This is a genomic window from Paenibacillus taichungensis, assembly GCF_047302525.1.
Lineage (GTDB): Bacteria > Bacillota > Bacilli > Paenibacillales > Paenibacillaceae > Paenibacillus > Paenibacillus taichungensis_B.
Genome location: NZ_CP168020.1, coordinates 3,992,705 through 4,012,233 on the forward strand (window position 1 = coordinate 3,992,705; position 19,529 = coordinate 4,012,233).

Annotated in this window: 20 protein-coding genes; 10 read left to right on the forward strand and 10 right to left on the reverse strand. The window is 45.5% G+C overall.

The annotated features are described in order from the left end of the window. Positions 1-40: 40 nt before the first annotated feature. The gene (locus ACDJ58_RS17750; RefSeq protein WP_413372186.1) at positions 41-625 is read right to left on the reverse strand and encodes a TetR/AcrR family transcriptional regulator; all 585 of its coding nucleotides are present in this window, start codon (positions 623-625) and stop codon (positions 41-43) included. 210 nt (positions 626-835) lie between these two features. Here ACDJ58_RS17750 and ACDJ58_RS17755 point away from each other — a divergent pair, with 210 nt between their 5' ends. The 3 genes from ACDJ58_RS17755 to ACDJ58_RS17765 all read left to right on the forward strand — a co-directional run bounded on the left by ACDJ58_RS17755 (position 836) and on the right by ACDJ58_RS17765 (position 3,956). Beyond that, on the forward strand, positions 836-1,978 hold the full coding sequence (locus ACDJ58_RS17755; RefSeq protein ID WP_413372187.1) for an NADH:flavin oxidoreductase: 1,143 nt from the start codon (positions 836-838) through the stop codon (positions 1,976-1,978). A gap of 203 nt (positions 1,979-2,181) precedes the next feature. Then, the gene (locus tag ACDJ58_RS17760; RefSeq protein WP_413372188.1) at positions 2,182-3,036 is read left to right on the forward strand and encodes an AraC family ligand binding domain-containing protein; all 855 of its coding nucleotides are present in this window, start codon (positions 2,182-2,184) and stop codon (positions 3,034-3,036) included. Continuing rightward, positions 3,033-3,956, forward strand: coding sequence for a DMT family transporter (locus ACDJ58_RS17765; RefSeq protein ID WP_413372189.1), 924 nt, complete (start codon positions 3,033-3,035; stop codon positions 3,954-3,956). The genes ACDJ58_RS17760 and ACDJ58_RS17765 overlap by 4 nt, the downstream gene beginning before the upstream one ends. A 100-nt stretch (positions 3,957-4,056) precedes the next feature. Here ACDJ58_RS17765 and ACDJ58_RS17770 read toward each other — a convergent pair whose 3' ends face one another. Then, positions 4,057-4,749, reverse strand: a complete 693-nt coding sequence (locus tag ACDJ58_RS17770) for a pseudouridine synthase (protein ID WP_413372190.1) — start codon at positions 4,747-4,749, stop codon at positions 4,057-4,059. 200 nt (positions 4,750-4,949) lie between these two features. On the opposite strand from ACDJ58_RS17770, the gene ACDJ58_RS17775 reads away from it, so the two are divergent. From ACDJ58_RS17775 to ACDJ58_RS17800, 6 genes are all read left to right on the forward strand, one after another. Next, the gene (locus ACDJ58_RS17775) at positions 4,950-5,834 is read left to right on the forward strand and encodes a hypothetical protein (RefSeq protein WP_413372191.1); all 885 of its coding nucleotides are present in this window, start codon (positions 4,950-4,952) and stop codon (positions 5,832-5,834) included. 72 nt (positions 5,835-5,906) lie between these two features. Then, positions 5,907-6,356 (forward strand): hypothetical protein, encoded by a 450-nt coding sequence (locus ACDJ58_RS17780; RefSeq protein WP_413372192.1) that lies wholly within the window; start codon positions 5,907-5,909, stop codon positions 6,354-6,356. Between the two features lie 352 nt (positions 6,357-6,708). After that, complete coding sequence (locus ACDJ58_RS17785) at positions 6,709-7,917, forward strand: MFS transporter (RefSeq protein ID WP_413372194.1); 1,209 nt, start codon at positions 6,709-6,711, stop codon at positions 7,915-7,917. A gap of 90 nt (positions 7,918-8,007) precedes the next feature. Beyond that, entirely contained in the window at positions 8,008-9,246 is a 1,239-nt protein-coding gene (locus ACDJ58_RS17790) for an aspartate aminotransferase family protein (RefSeq protein ID WP_024630502.1), read from the forward strand. A 200-nt stretch (positions 9,247-9,446) separates the two neighbouring features. After that, the gene (locus ACDJ58_RS17795) at positions 9,447-10,496 is read left to right on the forward strand and encodes a zinc-dependent alcohol dehydrogenase (protein WP_091000370.1); all 1,050 of its coding nucleotides are present in this window, start codon (positions 9,447-9,449) and stop codon (positions 10,494-10,496) included. A gap of 71 nt (positions 10,497-10,567) precedes the next feature. Continuing rightward, on the forward strand, positions 10,568-11,305 hold the full coding sequence (locus tag ACDJ58_RS17800) for an HAD family hydrolase (protein ID WP_413372196.1): 738 nt from the start codon (positions 10,568-10,570) through the stop codon (positions 11,303-11,305). Between the two features lie 101 nt (positions 11,306-11,406). Here ACDJ58_RS17800 and ACDJ58_RS17805 read toward each other — a convergent pair whose 3' ends face one another. From ACDJ58_RS17805 to ACDJ58_RS17825, 5 genes are all read right to left on the reverse strand, one after another. After that, positions 11,407-11,589: a YjfB family protein gene (locus ACDJ58_RS17805; protein WP_413372197.1), complete on the reverse strand. Its 183-nt coding sequence runs from the start codon at positions 11,587-11,589 to the stop codon at positions 11,407-11,409. Positions 11,590-11,698: 109 nt separating this feature from the next. Next, positions 11,699-11,959 (reverse strand): hypothetical protein, encoded by a 261-nt coding sequence (locus tag ACDJ58_RS17810; protein WP_413372198.1) that lies wholly within the window; start codon positions 11,957-11,959, stop codon positions 11,699-11,701. A 32-nt stretch (positions 11,960-11,991) separates the two neighbouring features. After that, positions 11,992-12,852 carry a Cof-type HAD-IIB family hydrolase gene (locus tag ACDJ58_RS17815; protein ID WP_413372199.1) on the reverse strand — a complete coding sequence of 287 codons (861 nt, stop codon included), beginning with the start codon at positions 12,850-12,852 and terminating at the stop codon, positions 11,992-11,994. Between the two features lie 58 nt (positions 12,853-12,910). Beyond that, the gene (locus ACDJ58_RS17820) at positions 12,911-13,147 is read right to left on the reverse strand and encodes a hypothetical protein (RefSeq protein ID WP_413372200.1); all 237 of its coding nucleotides are present in this window, start codon (positions 13,145-13,147) and stop codon (positions 12,911-12,913) included. A gap of 248 nt (positions 13,148-13,395) precedes the next feature. Continuing rightward, on the reverse strand, positions 13,396-13,926 hold the full coding sequence (locus ACDJ58_RS17825; protein WP_413372201.1) for a GNAT family N-acetyltransferase: 531 nt from the start codon (positions 13,924-13,926) through the stop codon (positions 13,396-13,398). A 208-nt stretch (positions 13,927-14,134) separates the two neighbouring features. Between ACDJ58_RS17825 and ACDJ58_RS17830 the strand changes: the two genes are divergently transcribed. Then, positions 14,135-15,295, forward strand: a complete 1,161-nt coding sequence (locus ACDJ58_RS17830) for a S8 family peptidase (protein ID WP_413372202.1) — start codon at positions 14,135-14,137, stop codon at positions 15,293-15,295. Positions 15,296-15,417: 122 nt separating this feature from the next. Here the strand turns inward: ACDJ58_RS17830 and ACDJ58_RS17835 are convergent, their stop codons facing one another. The 3 genes from ACDJ58_RS17835 to ACDJ58_RS17845 form a co-directional block, all read right to left on the reverse strand. Beyond that, positions 15,418-15,816 carry a RidA family protein gene (locus tag ACDJ58_RS17835; RefSeq protein ID WP_413372203.1) on the reverse strand — a complete coding sequence of 133 codons (399 nt, stop codon included), beginning with the start codon at positions 15,814-15,816 and terminating at the stop codon, positions 15,418-15,420. A 311-nt stretch (positions 15,817-16,127) separates the two neighbouring features. Further along, the gene (locus tag ACDJ58_RS17840; protein ID WP_413372205.1) at positions 16,128-17,570 is read right to left on the reverse strand and encodes a 6-phospho-beta-glucosidase; all 1,443 of its coding nucleotides are present in this window, start codon (positions 17,568-17,570) and stop codon (positions 16,128-16,130) included. Positions 17,571-17,604: 34 nt separating this feature from the next. Next, positions 17,605-19,515, reverse strand: a complete 1,911-nt coding sequence (locus ACDJ58_RS17845; RefSeq protein ID WP_413372206.1) for a beta-glucoside-specific PTS transporter subunit IIABC — start codon at positions 19,513-19,515, stop codon at positions 17,605-17,607. Between the last annotated feature and the right edge of the window lie 14 nt (positions 19,516-19,529).

The window sequence follows — 19,529 nt, forward strand, 5'->3', positions numbered from 1 at the left end:
AAAAGAGCAGATCTCATCTGCTCTTTCTCTTTACCCTTCGTTACTTCAGCAAACCTGTTCCATTCATCATAAACGGCACCACTCGCTCAGCTAATTCAGCCGGGGATTCCTGTCTTTCCTCCAAATTCCAGCGATACGTCACCCCATAGATAGACCAGCTTAGCATAGTTGCCAAATACGCCAATGTTTTGGGTGGCTCTGCACCCTCCGTTTGACTCATGGCAAGCTCTAGAACAAGCTTCTCTAACTGGGACTTAATGTTTTCTTCAAAGATTGGCGCTACGGACTCATATTTCTTAATACATTGGTTGCTTGAGTCATGATAATTACATAACGAAATCACCAGTTGCTTCAGGGTCTCTTCTGTCAGATGTGCCTCTACATCAATTTGTTTAAGCACATATTCTTGAAAAGCGAAAGACAAAACGGATTCAAGCAGTTCATATTTGTCTGCAAAATGGGCATAAAATGTGGCCCGGTTAATCGTCGCCTTTTGCGTAATATCCTGAACCGTGATAGCTGAGAAATCCTTTTTATTCAAATGATAAAAAAACGCATCCTGAATTAATTGACGGGTTCGGATCACCCGTGGATCATTGGGATTTGGAGAAAACTCACCTGACATATATAAAGTACCCCTTTTAATCGATCTTGTAATCAAACTTCTCAATGCTTCTATTATAAATAGCTCCCGTTAGGTCAACAAGTAATCCAGGGTTAAACCAACATTATTATGGTCGCTTTGCTTAAGCAACACATTGGTTAAATCGTCGGTTGATGCAGGCACTCTCCATTGATAATATTGCACTCGTACCCCGCTTGGAGGTGCACTATTATGGAGGTGTTTGACTTAAGTAATCATCAGCAGCAACAAGTTCAATCGACGGAAAATCTGTTTCAACCTTATACAATTCATAATTTAACCCTGCAGTCTCGTATCGTTATGCCCGCTATGGGTCGGGCTTTCTCACCGGATGGTGTACCGGGTACCGATGTAGCGGCTTATTATCGCAGACGTGCCGAAAATGGCGTCGGACTTATCATTACCGAAGGTGTAACTATTGACCATCCGGCGGCAACCAGCGAACCGCGTGTGCCCCGTTTTCATGGTGAGGAAGCATTGAACGGCTGGGCAGAAGTCGTCAGACAAGTTCATGAAGCCGGGGGCAAGATTTTTCCTCAGCTCTGGCATATGGGTATGGCTCGTCCAGCGGGATCACAGCCTCATCCGGAAGCTCCTTCCATTGGGCCGTCGGGTATTGATCTGGAGGGAAAACTGACGGGTGAACCAATGACCGAGGAAGAAATCGCCAACATCATTCAAGCCTTTGTGGACGCAGCAGTGCATGCCAAACGCCTTGGGTTTGACGGCATTGAAATTCAAGGAGCACATGGTTACCTGGTTGACCAATTCTTCTGGGACAGAACAAATACACGAACAGATCGCTACGGCGGTGATCTTATCAAGCGTACGCATTTCGCCACCGAACTTATTCAGGCCATTCGCGCTGCCGTGGGTCCCGATTACCCGATTGCCGTTCGTTTGTCGCAGTGGAAAATGAGTGATTATTACGTCAAACCGCTGGACACACCGGAAAAACTGGAGCTATTCCTGAATGTGCTGGTAGAGGCCGGCGTAGATATATTCCACTGCTCAACACGACGTTTCTGGGAGCCGGAATATGAAGGTTCGGAACTTGGATTTGCCGGCTGGGTGAAAAAACTGACAGGCAAACCAACGATAGCCGTGGGCTCTGTCGGTCTGGATGATGAATTTACCAGTCTCTATACGGAAGGTAAAGGTGCAGGACATAAAGATCTGGATGATCTTCTCCATCGTTTGGATCAGCAGGAATTTGATCTGGTTGCAGTTGGACGTGCACTTCTTGCGGATCCGGCATGGGCTGTGAAAATCCGCGATGGCCGTGTGAATGAAATTCAGGCCTTTTCGCCAGAAGCGCTTGCTACGTTGCTATAAGAATAATTTAGGTGTAAGTTAATATTGTTATCCGTTGAATGAGCAATAATTGAACCAAAATACTCGTCATCCCCTTAGTGAGGGGCAGCGGGTATTTTGGTTTTTTATATGTTTGAACAAAACAGAGCGAGCAATATCGTCCAAGAACGTTCCTTCTTTTCATATTATAATGACATTAACTTACCAGAAAGAAGGTGCAACAGGTGACTCGCGAAGTGCGAACCGTCGTGTTCGATACCGATCTACAGCTAGAAGCCTATCAATTCGAAGGCATTATGCAGAAATTCCCCAATCATTTTCATGACTATTACGTCATTGGATTTATTGAGCAAGGCAAGCGCCATCTCGTATGTAATAACGAAGAATATATCCTGAACACTGGAGACATGATTATTTTTAATCCGCATGATCCCCATGCCTGCGAACAGGTGGACGGCAGAACCCTGGATTATCGCTGCATCAACATTCAACCTGAGGTCATGCGCCAATATGTACAGGAAGTTACTGGACAAGATTATTTGCCACGGTTTACTTCCCCTGTTCTCTATCAAAGCGAACATGTTACTTCCTTACATGAGCTGCATCAGATAATTTTGGAAGAGCAGGCTGACTTTCACAAAGAAGAACTGCTGCTCTTTCTGCTGGAACAGCTGATGAGAGAATATGCCGATGCCGAACCGCCCATTTCCGCCCAGGATGTCACCATCGAGATCAGACTCATATGCGAGTACATAGAGACTCATTATATGGAGAGCATTACGCTGAACCAATTAGTCGAGTTAACAGGGCTGAGCAAGTACCATCTATTGCGTTTGTTCACTCGTCAAAAAGGGATATCTCCCTACCGCTACCTGGAAACGATTCGCATCAATCAGGCCAAACGGCTATTGGAACACGGCCAGCTTCCGATTGAGGTCGCCGCGCAGACAGGTTTCAGTGACCAGAGTCACTTTACGAATTTTTTCAAAAAGCTAATTGGCTTGACGCCCAAGCAATACAGACGCATCTTCAACCATGAAGTGGATTCCAAGCAGCGTACAGCGGATGACCTGTCATGACAGGTCAGAACAAAGTCTCCAATGGACACCTGCTGGCCTTACTTACGATCCTGATCTGGGGAACAACGTTTATCTCCACCAAGGTATTGCTGATCGATTTCACCCCGGTGGAAATTCTCTTTTTCCGTTTCGTAATTGGCTATGTAGTGCTCCTCCTGATCCATCCGCGTTTGATGCGAATTACCTCACTCCGAGAAGAAATGCTGTTTATCGGTGCTGGATTATGCGGGGTTACGTTATATTTTCTAATTGAAAATATTGCACTGGTGTACACCCTCGCTTCCAATGTAGGTGTTATTGTTTCAATTGCCCCATTCTTTACTGCAGTCCTTGCACATTTCTTCCTGGATGGAGAAAGATTGCACAAGCGGTTTATCGTGGGCTTCGCCATTGCCTTGACTGGCATCATCCTCATTGGACTCAACGGCAGTTTCATTCTGCAACTGAATCCGCTGGGGGATCTGCTCGCTTTCGTGGCACCTGCTGTGTGGGCGGTCTACTCTGTACTCATGCGCAAAATAGGTGAACTTCCCTATCACACCATTGGTGCTACACGCAAAGTATTCTTTTACGGACTATTATTCATGCTTCCGGCTTTGTTCCTATTCGAATTCCACTTCGATCTTGGGCGCTTCGCCAACATGGCCAACCTTTCGAACCTTCTCTTTCTCGGACTGGGTGCCTCAGCCTTATGTTTTGTAACCTGGAACCGGGCAGTGAGTCTGCTGGGAGCCGTTAAAACAAGTGTGTACATTTATTTGGTACCTGTCATTACCGTCGTCGCTTCTGCACTGATTCTACATGAACGGATTACCTGGATAACGCTGCTTGGAGCTCTTTTAACGTTGCTCGGATCATTTATTTCAGAGAAGAAAGTACAAAGAAAAAGAATTCGTAATACGTTGCCGAAACTTCAATAATATATGGTTTCATCGTCCATAACTCAAAAAAAGAGGCTTTAATCCATAAAGGATTAGTCCTCTCTTCATTTTGCCGGGGACATTGCTTCGATGCCTTTCTCTAATTCAACATGAATAGTAGGTTCTCCAACTCCTGCTTCTCCAGATGTCTCCATTGCCCACGCTCCAGTCCTTCCAGCGTAACATTCATAATTCGGATGCGCTCCAGCTTGAGCACTCTGTACCCCAGCGCTTTGCACATTCTGCGGATTTGCAGATTAAGCCCCTGAGTCAAAATGATACGAAATACGTTCTCACTTTGCTTATACACTTCACACGGCTTCGTCACCACATTCATAATCTCAACCCCTTGCGACATCGCCCGTACGAATTCGTCTGTCACTGGTTTGTCTACAGTTACTACATATTCCTTGTCGTGGTTATGCTCCGAACGCATCATCTTGTTCACAATATCTCCGTCATTCGTCAGAAAAATCAAACCCTCGGACGCCTTATCCAGCCTGCCAATCGCAAAGATACGCGAGGAATAATTCACATATTGAATAATGTTTCCCTCCACCTGTTCTGCTGCGGTGCAGACAATGCCGATGGGTTTATTCAGAGCAAGGTAAACAGGCTCGCGATCATTGAAAGGAATCTCCTCACCATCAATCAGTACGATATCCTCGGGCTCTACGTCCGCACCTTTTTCACACACTTTACCATTAATCGTGATGCGCCCGGCTGCAATTAATCGGTTCGTTTCCCTGCGGGAGCAGTATCCCGTTTCACTTATGTATTTGTTAATTCGCATGCTCCACCACTTCTCATCTGTAATATTGCCGCTGGTTCATTAGCGAGTTCATGTCGTCAGTTCATCCACTTCGTTCAATAGGTTAGTACCTTGTACTGATTTTCATCCCACATCATCTCACTTATAATGAAACGAAGCAAATGAATTGTTATACGGAGGTACATAGGAAATCCAAAATAAACTGAGGAAAGGAGTTAACCATGGACAAAAAGTGTATGAGAGTGCTTAAAAAGTTATATTTACACGCCAATGGTGATTATGACAGAGCACGAGAAGTAATGATCTATCAAACGGATACACTAACTGCAGCAGAACAGGAGCTATTGACTGCACAGGGCTGGGTGGCTAATGATCTCGAGCTGATCCACCATGATGATATCCTTCAACAACTAATCGCTTTCCAGCAGAATGAACGTCTTTCCTGGTCCACGATTACCCAAGCATTTATTGCAGGTGTCGGGGGCAGTTATCCACGAGGCATATCTACGCTCGCAAGCTACCATATGATGATTCACTCGCAGATGCATGCTTATGAGGAGACTGAACAGTTCCTTGCTTGCAGAGTTTGCGGTTTCAGTCATAGCGATGAGGGCTGGAAGAATCTATCCAATATCCGTTATGCCCTTCACCAGGGTTATGATTACAGTGGGTCAAGCGTAGGTGCATACGCCGATCTGACAGAATTCATCAACTTACTTGAGAAGGAACCTATTAAACCGACTCCCGAGGATATCACCATATTCAATCAACTGCTTTATATGCTGGATCAGGCTGAAGACGAAGAGTCTCCGGGGAAATTTGAGAAACGACTCACTGCAGAGAAATTGGTCAAAGGACACGCCGGGATTCGCCGAAGTATTCTTCAAGCGCTGTCCAGGGTAGGTGTACTGCCCAATCAGGTTCTCTCCCTCAGTACAGACCATTGGACCAACAACGAGCATATCCTGAACGGTGAGTTGCTGCTTAATAATACCAAAGGCCGCTCTGATATGGAGATGCCTTTGGCGGGCTGGCAAGGTAAACTTGGCGTCGATTGGGACAAAGTGCGCAAGCTGTTTAGACACGTGATTCAAGTCAAAGAGTGAACGGCTAGCCCGTTATAAATTAATATATTGTTCTTTCAAACAGCTTAATCCAGATACAAAGAGAAGTTTACCATGCACAAAGTTAACCAGCTTTCAATTGACCCTGATGTTCTGAACCAGGGTACTGGCATATGGATTGGCGGAGAAATCGCATATGTTACAGATTGGCCGCTTAATCAGGAGAGCCAACCCTTGTTGCATCTGTTCTCCATTGATTGCAATACACTTTTACAACAGCTGCATGTCCCTTCGTTGCCACCCGGGAAGTACATTTCGGTCTTTTCCACCTATTCCGCTTCGGAATACTTTTTGGATCAGGTAACCTATACGGGGGATGAGTTGGAATGGAAGGAGAATATTCTCGCTGGATGTACATACGTATCCGTATCTTCAGAGCCGCTAACTTCCGTATGTCCCATTCAATCCATTCCTCTATGCGGAGTAGGATTGACGGAAATAGAGATAGAGGAACAGGATTTCCCCGATCCCTATCAGGATATAACTGGGACTTTCCGATGCTAATGGATATTTGTTATTACGAACTGGCCCTGCGTCTGCTCAGGCACCCTTGGAAGGAATTTTCTTTGTGCAGACTGCTTAGTGTGGGACGACAGCTTAAGTTAAATCATATTCGGATTAATGTTCCCGAACATCAAGAAGTTTCCTGTCTATTACAGACAAGGAAACTTTTTTTGCTTCGACACGAAATCGTTTTAGGTTGAACATTGTGTGAGAAAGATCATCCATTCGTCAAAAGTTAACATTATTTTACAATAAAAAGCATGTACAATTGCATAATTATGGTATAAGTTATATACGAAAGAAACATTATTTACATAATATAAAATTTATATCCATCTTAGGAGGACAACTTATGAGAAGAATTTTCGCTTTAAGCTGCGGTTTTTATCTGTTAATCGGCATAACCAGCGTTGTACTCGGTGCACTTCTACCCGTTTTATTGACACATTATGAGCGTGGTTATAGTGATGGCGGATTTTTGTTGTTTTTGCAGTTCCTCGGTTTTCTTGTCGGGGTGCTCGTTGCTCCTTCCATGACTGCCCGCATCGGCAGAAAATCCATGTTAACCATCGCATTGATCTGTATTGTGGCCGCCTATGCCGTTCTCGGATTCTTGCCATCCTGGACAATCGTTCTTCTTCTAACCATTATTGTCGGGTTTGGGTCTGGCATCATTGAGCCCTCCGTTGGTGCGTTTACGATAGAATTTACGGAAAATCAGAAAGCAGTCGCAATGTCCAAGCTTGATGTGTACTTTGCCCTTGGAGCACTTCTCATTCCGGCAGTCGCTGCCTTATACATTTGGCTGGATCTTTGGCATCTTACGTTTTATACCGTTTCCGCGTTATCCCTTATTCTCATGCTGCTATGGGTGACCATGCCCTCCTCCGCCGCTTCTTATTTGAAACAAGCTGGTGAAAATACAGTTGGACATGCAACAGGCAGGGCCCAGTATTCCAGAAAACATCTGGGGCTGCTCACGATCTTCGTTATCTTTTTCTTCGTTTACATGGGTCTGGAGTTAGGCCTGATGAACTTCCTGCCTTCCATCCTGGTCGAACGATTGCAGTTACAGGAGTCTGTCGCTTCACTCAGCGTATCTATCCTATGGATTGCTATGATTATCGGTCGTCTTTTTTCCGGAAAAATTGCTGAAGCCGTCAACTACATGCCTTTCCTGATCTGGAGTACGGTAGGTACACTTTTGTTCGCCGTTGCCATGGTATTCGTAACAGGCCAATGGGCAACATACCTGCTAATCTTCGGAACCGGATTGTTCATGTCAGGACTGTTCTGTATCGCACTGGTCTATGCCAACATTCTGATTCCGGGCATGACTGAGCGCACAACCAGCATTCTGATTGCATCAGGCGGTATCGGTGGCGCCATCCTGCAGTATGTAACCGGATGGAGCATGAGTGCGTGGCCTGTAGTAAACACGATCTGGATTTTGGCCGGATTTTGTCTGATTCTGCTCCTCACTCTCGTACTCTCTTATCTCTGGAACGTAAGGAACAGCACCGTAAGTGGAACTCTCGCACATCAAAGTAAAGAGATTTAAACGTTGCTTCTTGAGAGGGGTGATGCCTGCGTAAACCGGAATTTTTGATCTTCGTTCAGGCTAGAACATTACATTTATGGAGGGAATCATATGCAAACCTTAACCAAAAACCGTTTCAGAACCGGACAAGGGATTAAGTTGATTGACGATGCAGGCGTTGAATATCTGGATGGTGTATCCGGTACGTTCAACCTGTCACTGGGCTACAATCACCCACATGTCGTGAGCAAAATTCAGGAACAAGTCGGCAATCTGACGCATATGTCTTCCTCCTTCACAGAACCGTATGTGGATGAAGTGCTCGATCATCTCATTGAATATGCTCCAAACGACATTAATGCCGGTTGGATGCGGGATATTACGGGCTCAACCGCCAATGAATGTGCCACCAAAATTGCACAGAAATACACGCAATCCACAGACATTATCAGCCTGTACCTGTCCCATCATGGGCAGACCCAATTTGCAACCGGGATTTCGGGAAATGCCTTCCGGCGGAAACGGTTTCCCAACTCAGCTGTTGCCAACTCCGTACATGTACCTGCACCATACTGCTATCGTTGCCCATTCAAATCTTCAAGCGGAGACTGCGGATATCAATGTGTTGAAGCTATCTCCGATGCCATAGAATATGCGAGCTCCGGCTCAGTCGCCTGCATGATTATTGAACCAATTCTCGGCAATGGCGGCAATATCATTCCTCCTGCAGGATATTTCAAGCGCCTGCGTAAGCTGTGTGATGAGTACAACATCATTCTTATTGCCGACGAAGTGCAGACGGGAATCGGACGTACCGGGTACATGTTCGCCAGCGAACTGTTCGATATCCAGCCTGACATGATTACTCTTGCCAAAGGTCTCGGCGGAATTGGTGTACCTGTTGCTGCGGTATTGATGCAGTCCCGATTGAACGTACTGGAAAAACATGAACATTCCTTCACCTCAGGAAGCAATTTGATCTCCGTAACCGCTGCCAAATCTACCTTGGAGGTTGTATCCGAACCCGGATTCCTGGATGACGTGAAACGTAAAGGTGAAATTTTAGGTGGATTACTGCAAGATTTGGCCATGAAATATCCAAGCATCGGTGAAGCACGCGGAGTCGGGCTGATGTGGGGATTGGAAATGGTGGGTGACAATAATGAACCGGATACGGATAAAACTAACGCCATTATCGACCGTGCCTTTACGGATGAGCATCTGATTTTAAGAGGATCACGTTACGGCTTCGGGAACGTAGTTAAGGTCAGACCATCGCTAACTACAACAGAAGATGAGTTGGTCGAAATTGTAGAGCGACTCGATTCGGTGCTTGCCAGCGTTCATTAATACGTAATTCAAATTACACTCGGACACTACGCTAACAGAACAGCCTTTCGATCGCTGTTATCCCCAGATTTTTTTGATTCCCTTTTTCAGGGGAAAATCCGGTGATAAAGGCGAACGCTCCGCTTCTCCATGTTTGTTCTGTTCTCTTCGTTATCGTGTAATCTGAATTACATTTTATATTATTATAAGGAGGTTTTATCATGTTAGCATTGGTATACAAATCGGCTTGGGATGTAGCGCTTGAGGAACGGCCTGTTCCGGAAATCACGAGAGATAATCAGGTGTTGGTTCGAATCCGGGCAACGGGTGTATGCGGTACCGACCTCGGTATTGTTAGCGGTAAATACCATGCGGTTCCTTCCGTCATTCTTGGTCATGAATCTGCCGGGGAAGTCATTGCCGTGGGCTCTGCTGTAACGACACTGCAACCGGGCGACCGGGTTGTCATCGATCCTACCTATTATTGCGGGCAATGCGACATGTGCAGAACAGGCAGACAAAATCACTGCACACATAAGTCGGTTACGGAGACAGGTGTGAGTGCTGACGGTACATTTACGGATTATTATGTAACCGAGGACCGCTTTTTGTATAAGTTGAAGGACCATGTGAGCTATGAGGAAGCGACCCTGACTGAACCACTGAGCTGCATGCTTACAGGTATTAATCAGATCCATCTATTGCCGAATTTTAGAACAATTATCCTCGGTGCGGGCCCGATTGGCATTCTATACAGCTACGCACTCGCTTCCAAAGGTGTCACTGGCTGTCTCGTCGATATCTCCGAAGAACGCTTGGCTATTGCAGGTTCGATTGCACCGGACCGCTGGGAGGTTCATTCATCCTTTGAAAATGCGATAGAGTCGCTGGCACCCACAACCAATCAGGTTGATATGATTGTGGATACGACAGGCGTCGTGGGCACACAAGTGCTTTCCCAGCTCGCCAGCGGCGGTTATCTCATGCTGGTTGGTCTGAGAGATGGAAACACATCGTTCAATCCCAAGGAAGTTGTGGACCGCAGTCTGAAAATCATTGGTTCCATCGACTCCCTGGGCACATTCGCAACAGCACATTACATGATTGAGCAACAGATTATCCCGGCGAAAAAAATTATCACCCACTCGTTCCCGTTGGAGGATTACGAAGAGGCATTCCGCACGCTCGGCTGCGATATACAGGGACGCACACTTCAAGCTTCTTCACATGCCATCAAAGTGGTGCTGCAATCCAGCGGCTCCAGTATCTAATGTAGCAAGTTAATCATGATTGAGATAAATTAGAGATAATTGCTTACAGAATCCTGGAGGAGGAATACAACATGGTAGCAAACAAGGAGTTTGACGGGCTGGGAGAGTCGAAGGATGACAGCATTCAGGCGGTCATTTTTGACATGGATGGCGTACTGATTGACAGCGAACCGATTTATTTCGAGATTGAACGCAGCTCTTTTGCCCATTTTGGAGCAAAGATGACGGAGGCGGAACATCACACCTATGTTGGAGTTACGCTGGAATCGATGTGGCGGCAAGTGTTGGACAAGCACCAGTTGACCGCTACCGTGGAAGAAGCCCTCGCCTACCATCAACATAATGTGATGCAGACGATGCTGGCTCACCCGAAGCTGACGGCCATGCCTTCCGTAGAACGCTGGTTAAGCTGGCTGCATGAGCAGCACATTCCGATAGCCGTTGCTTCTTCATCTCCACGTGCACTGATCGATCTGATCATGGACAAGACCGGACTTGGAAAATACTTTGAGGTCCGAATGACAGGTGAGGAAGTTTCGAACGGCAAACCGGCTCCGGATATTTTCCTGACTACATCTGAAATGATTGGAGCATCCCCTTCGAACTGTCTTGTCATTGAGGATTCGCGCAATGGCGTTCAGGCCGCCAAAAGTGCAGGCATGCGCTGCATCGGATACCGTAATCCAGGATCAGGTGACCAGGACTTATCCAAAGCCGATCTTCAGATTTCCAGTTACGATGAGTTATGGACGCTGAAAGATACACTTCCATTGGAAAGCCGATCTCCAAGCTTGTCGGAGATGAACTAAGATAAAATAAATAACCCAAACGGCTTCAATTCCTTGGAATTGGAGCCGTTTGGGTTTTGCTTGCTGCAAATTTAACGCGAGGACGCAAACTCGAATATCGTCTAGACCGAAATATCCAGACTTCCACCCAGATTGGGATGAGGAGCCTGAACCGACTTTAACATTTCTGTTAGTTGCTGACCTTGCTGCTCTGCCATGTCTTTCGACATTGACATGACTTGCAAGCTCGCCGACTGTGACACTGAGACTTGACTCATAGCCATTGATAATGCTGCAATATCCATGTTCTGCACTCCTTTCGTTTTCTGGTCAATAAGCATACCTATTTTATATCGGTCAGATGGGAGAAAATATGTAATTCTCTCCTTCATGTTCAAAAGCTTAACATTCGCCCTAACCCAAATATTTCAATACCCCATCTGTTTCCTTCGCTCTCAGGGTTACTTTGGCTAATAACTGTTCAGGTTGCTGAAAATCCTCTTTGATCTCTGCCATCATTTCCTTTACCAACTCTTCAAGTTGCGCTAATGTTGTTTCTTTAGGTAAAATACGAGTTCTTGCGATCTCATGTTTACGAAAAGAATCGTCGTACGATGGTACTGTTTCCTGACCGAATGCACTAATTTCTAGCTCAACTTTTATTCCTTCCGACATTGGTTTCACCTCTTCCACTCGTTTGGGGTTGATTAGGACTCAATCAATCCATATTTCACAAAACTGTGGTACAAACCATCTTCTTCGATAGTTCCAGTTATATCATCTGCAATGGCTTTGAGACCAGGCTTGGCATTGCCCATCGCAATCCCTACAGCACAATACTCCAGCATCTCGGCATCATTCATGCCGTCCCCAATGGCGAGTGTATCTTCACGTGACATGCCCAGGTGTTCCAGCAAATCGGCAATAGCAATGGCTTTATGAATGCCCGGGATCATCAGTTCACCGCTTCCTTCACCGAAGATGGGCACCGTGCACTGAATGACTTCGAATTTGCCTTCGAACTCCTGCTTGATTCGATTGAACGGAATCGTAGAGCTTTCCAGAAAACAAACCTTATTTACATCATCCTTGTATAGATCGGCTTCACCATACGTCAAACCAGCAATAAACGGATGTGGCTTTTGTTCTTTTTTCGCTCTGGCATTGGGATCATTCTCTACATCACCATAGATGCGGCGTTCCAGATGAGATTGAAGATTGACGCTGGCGTACAAAGCCGAATTGGATTCCAAATAGAAGTCAATCTGGTGTTCATTGAAGAAATCGACCATATGCCGTACATCTTCAGCCGTTACCCTTTTGTGATACAGCACATCCTGACCGAACTCAACATATCCACCACCGGCACCGATCAGACCGTCAAATCCTACATTCCAAATAGAATCATAGATTTCCGCCTTCGATCGTCCTGTACATAAATAAAGCAGATGTCCTTTTTCACGTGCCTGTTTGCACGCCTGTTGTGCAGACAACGGAATGTTGCCATCATCATCTACCAATGTGCCATCAATATCTATAAAAACAATCTTTCGATTCGTTGTACTCATCTGCATTTGCCCCCATCATGTATCTTACCTGTTATAGTATTCATTCTATTCCAGATACCTATTTCACTATAATTCCCCAATTCAATTGTGCGGAAGTTTCAAAAAATATCTCCATTATCGCCATTTTCACCATCTCAAGATTAACCAGATATGTCGTCGGATATTCGCAGGCCTGCCCGCCCACCGTAAGTTCTGTAAAATCTTCTTCATCCTGGCCAGAATCAATCAGATTGCGAATCTCAACATCACTTTCAACGGTAACAACATACTCTCCGGCTCCTCCACCAATCATCATTTGCACGTGATCCTGACATTCAAAATTATTAATTACGAGGTGTTCGCTGATCAATCAATTTTTCCAAAAAGCCAGCAAAGGAGTCCGCATACACTTCAGGTTCCCCATTAAAGTAATCCAAATGCATCACGGATCAGACTTGTATACATAGATACACCTCTCCTATCTCAACGTTCTAGGTTTGTCCTTTTCCAGTTACAGTCTCTTTGTTTGGCTTGACGCTTCCCATACTCCAATAATTCCAATGGTCACTTACATGCCAACTTGTCCATATGCACCGTCTGCCAATCATCGTCCTGCTCAACAACAACCACATATCCCTGCCGTTTCCAGAAATCGACGGCTCCAGGCAAAAAGCGATGCGTATGTAAATACAACGTTGTATAGCGCAGCTCTGCCACCACGTTCTCCAGTTCTCTTACGAGGAGTGAACCGATGCCGTATCTGCGATATTTTGAATCCACATAACATTTCACAATTTCGGCGGCAGACTGCTCAGGGTATCGCCCATTCACAACTTCGATGCGCCCATCATAAGGCAGGATGCCAATTGAACCCACAATCTCTTTGTCTTCCGTGACCGCAACCAGAAAGACAGCATCGGCTGAATCCAGATAACGTTCTTTGAATTGCTCCAGATCTACAGGTAATTCCTCATGATCCAGCATTGGAAATACTTCTTTGCGGACACGCATGGCAAAATCAATTGCATCATTCATTTGGTGCTCCTGAATAGCTATCACTCTCGGTACGGCCTGAAGATGTGTCACAAAATCCACATTCCTTATCCTTAGATTCGAGCCTTTTCAGCTCCGTATACGAACCCAACTAAGCGCAAGTTCGCTCTCTGCTTACAATTCTACCGAAATAAGCTCTTCCTATCAATCTATCTAAACTACTAACCAAAATAGAAGAAAGCCCGCGCGATTTGATAGAGATCGCATACTATAAGGCGTGTCATCAATCAAATTCGAGGGGGAAGAACATATGTGGTTATCGCTAGGAATCTCTGCTGCAGCCCTGCTGGCATTGGGTTTCGCCTATCGTTATGTGGAAGATAAACTTGCAGCCAAAAAGTTTCATCCCCACGCACCCAAGCAGCTGTTAATCAAGTTCAAGGAAGGTACGACAGCCGACGAGATGCACACCCTGCATAAAAAAGCAAAATGCAACGTAGCCGAAACGTATGAAGATCTGGGCTGGTATCGCATGGAATCAAGAAAGAAAATGCAACGTATGTTAAAGCACTACAAGGACCATGTGCTCATCGAGCACGCTGAACCGAACTACTACCTTCAGGCATCGTTTACACCAAATGACCCTTTTTTCCCTTACCAATACAACCTGCAAAAAATTAATGCTCCTGCTGCCTGGGATATTTCCCAGAGTAACAGCTCGGTTAAAATAGCGATCATTGACACTGGCGTGCAGTTAAACCACCCTGAGCTTGCTGGCAAGCTCCTTCCCGGATACGATTACGTTGATTATGATAGTATTCCCGAAGACGGTAACGGGCACGGCACCCATGTAGCTGGAATTGCGGCTTCTATAACAAATAACGGAGTTGGCATTGCAGGTACGGCACCACTCGCTTCGATTGTCCCGCTACGTGTATTGGACAACAATGGACAAGGTACAACGGGCAACGTCGGAAACGGACTTGTTTACGCGGCCAACAACGGTATTCAAGTCGTTAACCTGAGTCTCGGTGGACCAACGGGAGAGGCTTTTCTTCAGGCAGCTGTGCAATATGCATGGGATCGGGGCGCTGTCATCATCGCGGCAGCAGGTAATGATAATACTTCTTATCCGATTGTACCTGCATCTTACCCCAACGTCATTGCGGTTGCTTCAACCAATCCTTCCGACCTCAAATCGAATTTCTCAAACTATGGATCATGGGTAGATATGGCTGCACCGGGTGATACCATTCTGTCCACATACCTGGGCGGCTCTTATGCCTATCTAAGCGGAACGTCCATGGCGGCTCCCCATGTAGCGGGAGTGGCTGCATTACTGGCTGCCCGCGGGAAAACCAATGCGCAGATTCGCGATGCCTTATGCTTCGCATCCGATCCCGTATCCGGTTCTGGTATTTACTGGACGTATGGGCGACTGAATGCCTATCAGAGTCTGCAAGTGCCATAACACAATTACATTCACTCATAATGGCATGGATCATCGCCATTTCCATTTCTAACAAATAAAGAAATAAAAAAAACCATGGGGCTTCTATCGAAGCCCCATGGTTTGAATAAGTTTATTTGGTTCTACACTTTTGCTGCCCAAATTTCGATTTCAATTTTAATTTCGGGTAGACCTAACTCCGTAATATATCCAATTGTCATCGCAGGATAATCATGACTGAATAATTGTCCCCACTCAGCGTATAAGAAATCCCAATCGATTTTCTCCGTTGCCCATACGTTAACTTTGATAATATGTTCAGCATCTAAACGCTCGGATTCGAGCACTGTTTTAATATTATTGAATGTATTCGTGACTTGCTCATTCAGACTGTCCGGAAAGTGTCCGCTACGATCTGCTCCAATTTGACCCGACGTCACGAACAACTCTGCATTCCTCGGAATTCTTGTAATATGCGTGTACTGTCCTACAGGAGCTGGCATATTAGCTGGATTTTTTCTAGTAATTTTGTCGGTTTTCATGTTGATTACCTCGTCATTCTTAAGATTTTTCTGCGGTATTCCCTAGTTTTCTTCCTAATTTGGGCACACTTCTCCCTTGGAATAGATTCTAGAAAAAGACAGCAGTGGAGTATCCATATCCCGGAGATATAAACGCAAGTGATTTTTTCTTCATGATTGGATGCTCCTCCCTTCTTAAGTGACAAGATTCTCTTGATCTTTTCATTATATATTTGAAACAAATTATGAGTCAAATTCATCCTTCATAGCAAAGAGCAATCCCGTGTAAACGAGACTGCTCTTTGTATATTCGAAAGGGACTACACCTGGAGTTAAAAATATTGCGCCCCATTATTGGCAATAACCTCTTTGTACCAATGGAAACTTTTCTTTTTCACTCTGCGAAGTGTGCCGCTTCCATCATTGCTCCGGTCTACATAAATGTAACCGTACCGTTTTTTCATCTCCCCGGTACCTGCGCTGACCAGATCAATCGGTCCCCAGCTCGTGTAACCCAGAAGCTCAACCCCGTCCTGAATGGCTTCAGCCATCTCGGCAAAATGACGATTCAGATAATCAATACGGTAATCGTCTTCAACGGTGTCATTGTCCAGCAATGCATCCGTTGCACCAAGTCCATTTTCCACAATAAACAATGGTTTGCCATAGCGGTCATACAGCTGGTTACAGGTAATTCGAAGACCCTTCGGATCAATCGTCCAGCCCCATTCGGAAGCTTGAAGATACGGGTTCTTCACTGAACCAAACACATTGCCTTCGGTCGAATCCTTCAAAATTTTCGGATCAGTGCTTGTACAGCGGCTAGCGTAATAGCTGAATCCAATATAGTCAACTGTATTCTGCATGAGAATATCTGCATCTTCCGGCTGCATATCAATCACGATCTCGTGTTCTCTGAAGAAACGCTTGGTATACCCAGGATACGCTCCTTTGGACTGAACATCGATAAAGAAGAACGACTCCCGATCCTGCTCCATGGCTTTCCATACATCATCCGGGTTGGAAGTGTAAGGATAGACCATGCCTGCTGCGAGCATACAACCAATCTGAGCACCTGGAATAATTTCGTGACAGGCCTTCACAGCCAGAGCACTAGCAACCAATTCATGATGCGCTGCCTGATAGAGAACCTGCTCTTTATTCTCACCTTCCTGAAGAACAATACCCGCTCCAATATACGGAAGATGCAGCAGCATATTGATTTCATTAAACGTCATCCAGTATTTGACCTTGTCCTTGTAACGATCGAACAATGTCTTTGCATAAGTCTCAAAGAAACCAATCATCTTACGGTTCTTCCATCCGCCATACGTTTCGACCAGATGCACAGGGACATCAAAGTGACAGATTGTGACAACAGGTTCAATATTGTATTTTAACAATTCGTCGAAGACATCATCGTAAAACTGCAATCCTGCCTCGTTCGGCTCAGCGTCATCGCCATTAGGGAAAATCCGTGCCCAGGCTACAGAGAGTCTGAAGCATTTGAATCCCATTTCCGCAAATAGTGCGATATCTTCTTTGTATCGATGATAAAAATCAATCGCTTCATGCGAAGGATAAAACTCTCCATCTTTGGGCTCATATGAATCGACATTTCCCAAAGCAATAGGGAAGCGATTAGCCCCTGTGGGAATCAGGTCAACCGTAGTTAACCCTTTGCCACCTTCAAGATAGGCTCCCTCAAGCTGGTTCGCTGCCGTTGCTCCTCCCCAGAGAAAATTCTCCGGGAAGGCTGTTAATTTTTCATACATTCACGTCTGCCTCCTATCCATAATGAACGTTCAGTTAGCCGAGCACCGTAAGCAATTTGTCTTTCTCTTTCACAGATGCATCCTTCGTGCCCACTACATCCAGATAATTGGACGTGTTCGTAATAATAATCGGTGTAACCGTCTCATATCCGGCATCATTGATCGCTTGCAGATCAAATTCCATGATCAGATCGCCCACATTAACGCGGTCGCCATCTTTTACATGAGCTGTGAAATGCTGACCTTTCAATTGCACCGTATCCTGTCCAATATGAATCAGCATCTCAACACCATCATCGGTTACAAGACCAATCGCGTGTTTGGTGCGATATACCGTTTGTACGACACCCGTGATTGGAGATACTACTCTACCGCTGGTTGGACGAATGGCAATCCCTTTACCCATATGCTCTCCTGCAAAGGTAACGTCATTGATTTCTTTCAGTTCAACCACTTCACCAGCCATTGGGCTGAAAATTTCATATCTGTTGTTCGGGTTTGGATCAAGTACAGGTGTTGGCGCTGGAACTGCATCTGCCTTGTCTTTGAAACCAACAACATACGTAAGAACAAAACCAAGGATGAACGCAACCGCTGTAGCTACAAGAGCCATGTAGAATCCGGAATCAACGCCTGTTTTTGAGTTGATGAAGGTCGGATAGCCGAATACGCCAAGTCCGCCAAACATGTACATTTTCGATCCGAATAATCCTAGAATTCCGCCTCCAATACCACCTGCGATACAGCTCATGATAAATGGTTTTTTCAGTGGAAGTGTCACACCATAGATGGCTGGCTCAGTTACACCGAAGATCCCCGAGATGAAGGCTGGAATACTTAATGATTTCAATTTGGCATTCTTGGTTTTTAACATAACGGCGAGTACTGCACCAATTTGGGCAAAGGAAGCGGCGAAAGACATCGCAACCACTGGGTCAGATCCGGACGTACTCAGGTTAAGAAGCATGACTGGTACGAGTCCCCAGTGAAGACCAAACAATACAAACACTTGCCACAAACCGCCGATGACCAAACCTGTAACGAGTGGGCTTAATTCATAGATGCCTGTTGCTCCTGCACCAATCAATTGACCTGCCCATGTGGATATTGGACCAATCACAAGGAACGTTGCAGGAACGATAACCAGCAGTGTGAAGAATGGAACCAGGAACGTGCTAACCACTTTAGGAATAACATTTTTGAAGAATTTCTCTATTTTCACTGCAAAGAATGTAGCGATAATGATCGGAATAACCGATGATGAGTAATTCATCAGGATTACAGGAATACCCAAGAACGTAATGTGAATTGGTGATTCAAATAATGTACCTGCGAACAAGGTATATAGCGGATCACCCGCAGTCAAACCGGACAGCGTGGGATATACGAGTGTAGCTCCAATCGCCATACCGAGGAACGGTGAACCGCCAAATTTTTTGATGGCCGTATAACCAAGGAATACCGGGAAGAAGTAGAACAGACAGTCGCCCGTTGCATTCAGCAGATGGTACGTACCTGATGTGTCCGCTATCCATCCGAACGATAAAAACATAGCTGTAAAACCTTTGATCATCCCTGTTGCAGCCAGCAGACCAAGCAGCGGTGTAAATACACCAGAAATCATATCGATAAAACGACCGAACAAACTCCCCTTGTTACCAGAACTATCCTGTTGTTCTGGAACCTGGCCCTCAGCAGGCAGATTACCTGCCTTTACAACGGCTTTATATACATCCGGCACTTCATTGCCGATTACGACCTGATACTGTCCACCACTCTGCATGACGGTAATGACACCCGGCAGATTTTTAAGTTCTTCCGTTTTAGCAACGCTTTCATCTTTGAGTTTAAAGCGCAATCTGGTTACGCAATGGAATACACTGTTTACGTTTTTAGCTCCGCCTACACCAGACAAGATGTCTTTGGCCAGTTGATCGTAGTTCATAGTAATTCTCCCTC

What these genes read in the sequence shown, in the direction of transcription:
- ACDJ58_RS17800 (WP_413372196.1), top strand. Translation starts at nt 10,568, where the DNA reads ATGGTAGCAAACAAGGAGTTTGACGGGCTGGGAGAGTCGAAGGATGAC.
- ACDJ58_RS17755 (WP_413372187.1), top strand. Translation starts at nt 836, where the DNA reads ATGGAGGTGTTTGACTTAAGTAATCATCAGCAGCAACAAGTTCAATCG.
- ACDJ58_RS17840 (WP_413372205.1), bottom strand. Translation starts at nt 17,570, where the DNA reads ATGTATGAAAAATTAACAGCCTTCCCGGAGAATTTTCTCTGGGGAGGA.
- ACDJ58_RS17820 (WP_413372200.1), bottom strand. Translation starts at nt 13,147, where the DNA reads ATGATGATTGGTGGAGGAGCCGGAGAGTATGTTGTTACCGTTGAAAGT.
- ACDJ58_RS17750 (WP_413372186.1), bottom strand. Translation starts at nt 625, where the DNA reads ATGTCAGGTGAGTTTTCTCCAAATCCCAATGATCCACGGGTGATCCGA.
- ACDJ58_RS17780 (WP_413372192.1), top strand. Translation starts at nt 5,907, where the DNA reads ATGCACAAAGTTAACCAGCTTTCAATTGACCCTGATGTTCTGAACCAG.
- ACDJ58_RS17845 (WP_413372206.1), bottom strand. Translation starts at nt 19,515, where the DNA reads ATGAACTACGATCAACTGGCCAAAGACATCTTGTCTGGTGTAGGCGGA.
- ACDJ58_RS17770 (WP_413372190.1), bottom strand. Translation starts at nt 4,749, where the DNA reads ATGCGAATTAACAAATACATAAGTGAAACGGGATACTGCTCCCGCAGG.
- ACDJ58_RS17805 (WP_413372197.1), bottom strand. Translation starts at nt 11,589, where the DNA reads ATGGATATTGCAGCATTATCAATGGCTATGAGTCAAGTCTCAGTGTCA.
- ACDJ58_RS17765 (WP_413372189.1), top strand. Translation starts at nt 3,033, where the DNA reads ATGACAGGTCAGAACAAAGTCTCCAATGGACACCTGCTGGCCTTACTT.
- ACDJ58_RS17815 (WP_413372199.1), bottom strand. Translation starts at nt 12,852, where the DNA reads ATGAGTACAACGAATCGAAAGATTGTTTTTATAGATATTGATGGCACA.
- ACDJ58_RS17835 (WP_413372203.1), bottom strand. Translation starts at nt 15,816, where the DNA reads ATGAAAACCGACAAAATTACTAGAAAAAATCCAGCTAATATGCCAGCT.
- ACDJ58_RS17795 (WP_091000370.1), top strand. Translation starts at nt 9,447, where the DNA reads ATGTTAGCATTGGTATACAAATCGGCTTGGGATGTAGCGCTTGAGGAA.
- ACDJ58_RS17790 (WP_024630502.1), top strand. Translation starts at nt 8,008, where the DNA reads ATGCAAACCTTAACCAAAAACCGTTTCAGAACCGGACAAGGGATTAAG.
- ACDJ58_RS17785 (WP_413372194.1), top strand. Translation starts at nt 6,709, where the DNA reads ATGAGAAGAATTTTCGCTTTAAGCTGCGGTTTTTATCTGTTAATCGGC.
- ACDJ58_RS17775 (WP_413372191.1), top strand. Translation starts at nt 4,950, where the DNA reads ATGGACAAAAAGTGTATGAGAGTGCTTAAAAAGTTATATTTACACGCC.
- ACDJ58_RS17830 (WP_413372202.1), top strand. Translation starts at nt 14,135, where the DNA reads ATGTGGTTATCGCTAGGAATCTCTGCTGCAGCCCTGCTGGCATTGGGT.
- ACDJ58_RS17810 (WP_413372198.1), bottom strand. Translation starts at nt 11,959, where the DNA reads ATGTCGGAAGGAATAAAAGTTGAGCTAGAAATTAGTGCATTCGGTCAG.